The organism is Microcystis sp. M44BS1, assembly GCF_020244875.1.
GTDB classification, from domain to species: Bacteria; Cyanobacteriota; Cyanobacteriia; order Cyanobacteriales; family Microcystaceae; genus Microcystis; species Microcystis panniformis.
The window spans coordinates 1-4820 of record NZ_JADBVM010000048.1; the positions used below are offsets into that span (position 1 = coordinate 1).

At 43.2% G+C, this 4820-nt stretch carries 3 protein-coding genes; 2 read left to right on the forward strand and 1 reads right to left on the reverse strand.

Annotated features, from left to right (window positions below; all coding sequences use genetic code 11):
- Nucleotides 1-123: 123 nt before the first annotated feature.
- On the reverse strand, nt 124-1389 hold the full coding sequence (locus tag IM515_RS02765) for a Sll1247 family protein (RefSeq protein WP_287627976.1): 1266 nt from the start codon (nt 1387-1389) through the stop codon (nt 124-126).
- Between the two features lie 557 nt (nt 1390-1946).
- On the opposite strand from IM515_RS02765, the gene IM515_RS02770 reads away from it, so the two are divergent.
- The gene (locus IM515_RS02770) at nt 1947-3311 is read left to right on the forward strand and encodes a UDP-N-acetylmuramoyl-tripeptide--D-alanyl-D-alanine ligase (protein WP_287627974.1); all 1365 of its coding nucleotides are present in this window, start codon (nt 1947-1949) and stop codon (nt 3309-3311) included.
- 7 nt (nt 3312-3318) lie between these two features.
- On the forward strand, nt 3319-4269 hold the full coding sequence (locus IM515_RS02775; RefSeq protein ID WP_287697856.1) for an SMP-30/gluconolactonase/LRE family protein: 951 nt from the start codon (nt 3319-3321) through the stop codon (nt 4267-4269).
- Nucleotides 4270-4820: the final 551 nt, after the last annotated feature.

A 4820-nucleotide genomic window follows, 5' to 3' on the forward strand; every position in this document is an offset into this window, starting at 1 on the left:
ACTTCCCCACTTCCCCACTTCCCCACTTCCCCACTTCCCCACTTCCCCACTTCCCCACTTCCCCACTTCCCCACTTCCCCACTTCCCCACTTCCCCACTTCCCCACTTCCCCACTTCCCATCACTAGATTTGACGGAGACAGGACAAATCAGCTTGGCCGAAATGAATACTAAAAGCTACTTGCAGATTTTCTAGGGATTTAACCAACCAAGGCACTTGATCGCGAGAATAACTCTCGTAGTGGTTAAATAGAATCGAAAAACGTTTATCTAAGTGGGGTTTTGCCTGGGGACAGATCAAAACCAACTTGAGCAATAATCCCACAGTCTGAGTTACCCCCATATTGGTGATCATATCCATAAGAAGGTAATGATCGGGTTTTTGCCCGCTTTCCACCACCAGATAATTTAACAGTTGGCTAGAAGTACGCAGCATGAGAAATTCACTCGGTTTTTGTTGATCGCAGTGGGGTAGAGTATTTTGCAGGATATCGTCGAGTTTTTGGTCAAATTGCCCCTTGCCGTAGTCTAAGGAGGTAATTAGATAATCGTAGAGATCATTTTTAAAATCTTTATAGGTACGGGTATAAACTGTATTCGCCAGAAAATTTAGCGAAAGATTCTTATAAGTATAATTTCCTGCTACCGTCCCCAGATAATACTTGAGGGTGCGATTTAGCTCCTTATCATTGAGCAGGGTGGGATTTTCCACTGGTTGAATGATTCTCCCCGCTTCTTCCCTGATTTTTGGGCTATGGGCTGCCCGTGCCAAACGTACCTGATAGGTGACATAACGAGAGAGATTTACCTCGAAACGGCTCTCGGTTTTCACTTTAATACGTCTAACGGTTTGTCGCTGTTCTCGGGGACTGTCATCACCGAGTAAATAGTAATTATAGAGATAGGGATAACGATTAATCAGGGTTCCCAGGGAAGCGGCGGTTTTTTCGCTGCATTGGCCGCTAATAATTCTCGCCAGACGCTGCAGCCTAACGTAGTCATCCGAGAGGGTAAAATTTTTGACCAGATGGCGCAAATTATTGGGGCTGCTGTAATGTCCGGGACGTGGGGAGGGCAAATTTTCCAGCAGCGATACCAATTCGGGAATTGCTGGCTGATGGGTGGGCTGCGTTTGCCATCGATTCACTAAAATATGACAGCAGCGGTTAAAGAAATGATAAAAACGAATTTCGGCATCCTTAGCCTTGACAAGACGCTCTAGGGCTAAATAAATAGGAGCTTCTTGATAACCGCCACCTTCGATAAACAGACGACGAAAATCCTCGATTAACTGCTCAGGGGAACCGGTCCTGGCGCGGTCGAGCCAATAATCGTATAGTAGCTGTTCTTCGTCTCTTGTTGGTCTTTGTTCACTGTTTAGACTAGCCATGGTTATTTGATTCAGCCCTCCTAAATCAGTAAGCGGATGGATTTTAGGCCTATGACCATAAAGGGGTCAATTGTGATTAGATAGTAGATGCTCCCTTCTGAGGATGCCCCTATTTTGGGTCATTGTAGTGACCGAGTTGATCCATTTTAGCTTGGCAAGTTTAGGAAAATTACCCTTGGCTTACCTGGCCAAGCTTGCGGACTATGCCCAGATTAATAAAATTTTCGGCAGCGTCCCCTGCTAATTAGGGTTTGCGGCAAAAAGTTTTTCCTGGGGGCAGGGGGGGGGTGTAGGGTTTTACCGATTTTCAGGGGGTCAATTACCTAATTTTCAGGCAAAAAGTGCCTAAATTTCCCCCCTGATCACTCCAAGGGCTGGCAGTTTTTGATTTCAAACAAGCTTAAAGATATGATCCAACAAGGTTTTTAGATTTATTCAGCCAGCCCTAATTAAGTTAGCGAAAAGAAACCCTCGCTCGGATGTGATCTAAGTCACATTTCAACCTAAATCCATCTTCTAGATAATTCGGAATTCACTCCTAAGTATTTTTATTGTCTATGGCCTGTCATTTATCCCTCAATCAACTAGCTCAATTATTGTCCTTACCAGATAATGGTGACATAAGTTTGAGCCACGATAGTTTACTATCTGGCATTAATACCGATAGCCGTAGTATTGAGTCTGGACAAGCATTTTTGGCATTAAAGGGTGATAATTTTAATGGTCATGATTTTATCGATATGGCTATCGAAAAGGGAGCGGCGACCTTGATTGTCGATCAGCCAGTGTCGGTAAATTCCTCTAGTAATATTCCTGTATTCCTGGTGCAGAATACCCTAGAAACCTATCAGCAATTAGCCCATTGGTGGCGGAATCAATTTACTATACCCGTGATTGCTATTACAGGATCGGTGGGGAAAACCACGACTAAAGAATTAATCGCTTCGGTATTAGCAACCCGGGGAAAGGTACATAAAACCCTAGCTAATTATAACAATGAGATCGGAGTGCCGAAAACTCTCCTCGAACTGGATGAAACTCACGATAGTGCCGTAATCGAGATGGGAATGCGGGGACGGGGAGAAATTGCCCTGCTCGCTCAAATCGCCCAACCGACCATCGCAGTGATTACTAATGTGGGAACCGCTCACATCGGTCGTTTAGGGTCGGAAGCAGCGATCACAGAGGCCAAATGCGAGTTATTGGCCGAGTCTCCTTCTAGTAGTATAGCGGTTCTTAACCACGATCACCCTTTACTTACGGAAACAGCTAAACGGGTATGGCAGGGGGAAACAATTACCTATGGCTTCTCTGGCGGCGATATAGTCGGAGAATTACTGGATTTAACTACTTTACGAGTCAATGGACTAGATTTTAACTTACCTTTATCCGGTCGTCATCATGCTTTAAATTTTATGGCGGCCTTGGCTGTAGCGAAAATTTTAGGCATCGATTGGACTTCTTTGCAACAGGGAATTAAGGTTAATTTACCCAGTGGTCGGGCCAAACGTTACCAATTAGCAACCGATATCCTACTCCTCGATGAAACCTATAACGCCGGTCTAGAATCAATGTTAGCGGCCTTGGATTTACTGAAAGCTACCCCCGGTCAGCGTCATATTGCTGTTTTAGGCACGATGAAGGAGTTAGGGTCTTTTTCGGAGCAATTACATCGCCAAGTCGGTGAGAGGGTGCAAAAACTAGGCATAGATCGCTTGTTTGTCTTGGTGGATGACCCAGAAGCTAAGTTTATTGCTGAGTCCGCTACTGGGGTCGATTGCGAATGTTTTCAAACTCACGCAGATTTAATTAATCGTTTAAAGGAAGTGATTGATTCAGGCGATCGCATTTTATGTAAAGCTTCCCATTCCGTCGGTTTAAATCGCGTGGTGGAGGAGTTAATCAGTGATATTAGGAGTTAGGGAATAGATGTTAGAGAAGAGAGCATTTTTTAGCAAGAATAGCCGATTGAAAACTGTTTTTTCAGGGATTTTAGGGCTAGTTTTCTTTTTTTCGGTCGTGCAAGTCTCTTTTGCTCAACAATCGAGACAACTGGAGACTTATCTTCCGGATCTCAGTGGTTTAGCTTGGGTAGAAGCAGATATTTTTCTAGGGGTTCACGATGCCAAAAATAAGGGCAAAAATAGTGATCCATCTCAACCAAGGCTGAGTCTTTTACGGCTGCCTACGCAGGAAAAACCCCTATTATGGCAGGTTTTAAGGGTAGATTGGCCAAATCCAGAGGGATTGAGTAACGATCTCGAAAGTATTACTCATATCCCTGAAACTAACTTATTTTTGTTGGCTGAAAGTGGCGACAAAAAACCTTTTCAAAGACTATTTTTACTAGCATATAACCAGCAAAAAGTCAAGATAGTTGAGGAAATAAATTGGCCGATCGCGGTGGAAAATGTAGAGGCGATCGCTGTTAGTCGGCAAGGCGATCGTTATCTATTTATCTACGCAGAACGGGCCGATAGTCAAGAGAGTACAAAGATTCGCTGGACGGATATCTCGTTCAATCCCTTAAAATTCGGGGAATTTCAGTCGGTAACTTTTCGGAGTCCTTTTGGTAGTGGTAAAAATATTCGCCCCATCTCCGATTTAGCCGTAGATAAGCAAGGTAATATCTACATAGCTTCCGCTGACGATCCAGATAGTGCGGGGGTGTTTAGAAGTGCAGTTTACCGTATAGGTCAAGTTACAGCCGATAATAACCTAATTCTTGCCCCTAATCCCCAAAAAATTGCAGAAATCGACGGCTCCAAAGTGGAGGCGCTGACCACCAGAGAATCTCCTAGAGGTAAAATAGAAGTCTTTATCGGTACAGATGACGAGAATTATGGCGGTTTTCTGCGACCTTTGCTCTTAGATAATTAGCTATCGGTCGTCAGGAGATGGGAGTCAGGAGTCGGTCGTCAGGAGATTATTTTTATTTATTCTTCCCACTCCCCACTTCCCCACTTCCCTACTTCCCCACTTCCCTGCTCCCTTCTCTCCAATAACTACTCGCAGCTAGAAATCCGCCATTGTATATCATACTTTGTGCTTTTTGTCAAAAAAACTTTTTTTTTGCAATAAAACTACACAAAAAAAAGATCATCGTTGTGGGTGAAATTGACTCATTTACCTGTCTTAATTAGGATCACCTTCTAGGTGTGGTCAGGGTTTCAATCGTTGCTGCCTAAAAAAGCATAGAATACCCCATTCTGAAATTCTATCAAATCGCTGTAACCTTCATAACATCGTTGTTAAATAAAAATCTTTCTCAATTAATTCTTAAGAATTTGTAAATATTGCGGAATGTTAATTTAAATATTCTCAAGTTTTTGGAGTCAGTAGATAATTTTTGCTTATCTTTGTCCAACATTGGGTTAGAAGTCAGTTATCAGTTATCAGTTATCAGTGAGCAGTTATCAGTGAGCAGTTAT

Bases quoted from the DNA above. Each gene is read 5' to 3' on its own strand.
- IM515_RS02765 (WP_287627976.1), bottom strand. From the start codon at position 1,389: ATGGCTAGTCTAAACAGTGAACAAAGACCAACAAGAGACGAAGAACAG.
- IM515_RS02770 (WP_287627974.1), top strand. From the start codon at position 1,947: ATGGCCTGTCATTTATCCCTCAATCAACTAGCTCAATTATTGTCCTTA.
- IM515_RS02775 (WP_287697856.1), top strand. From the start codon at position 3,319: ATGTTAGAGAAGAGAGCATTTTTTAGCAAGAATAGCCGATTGAAAACT.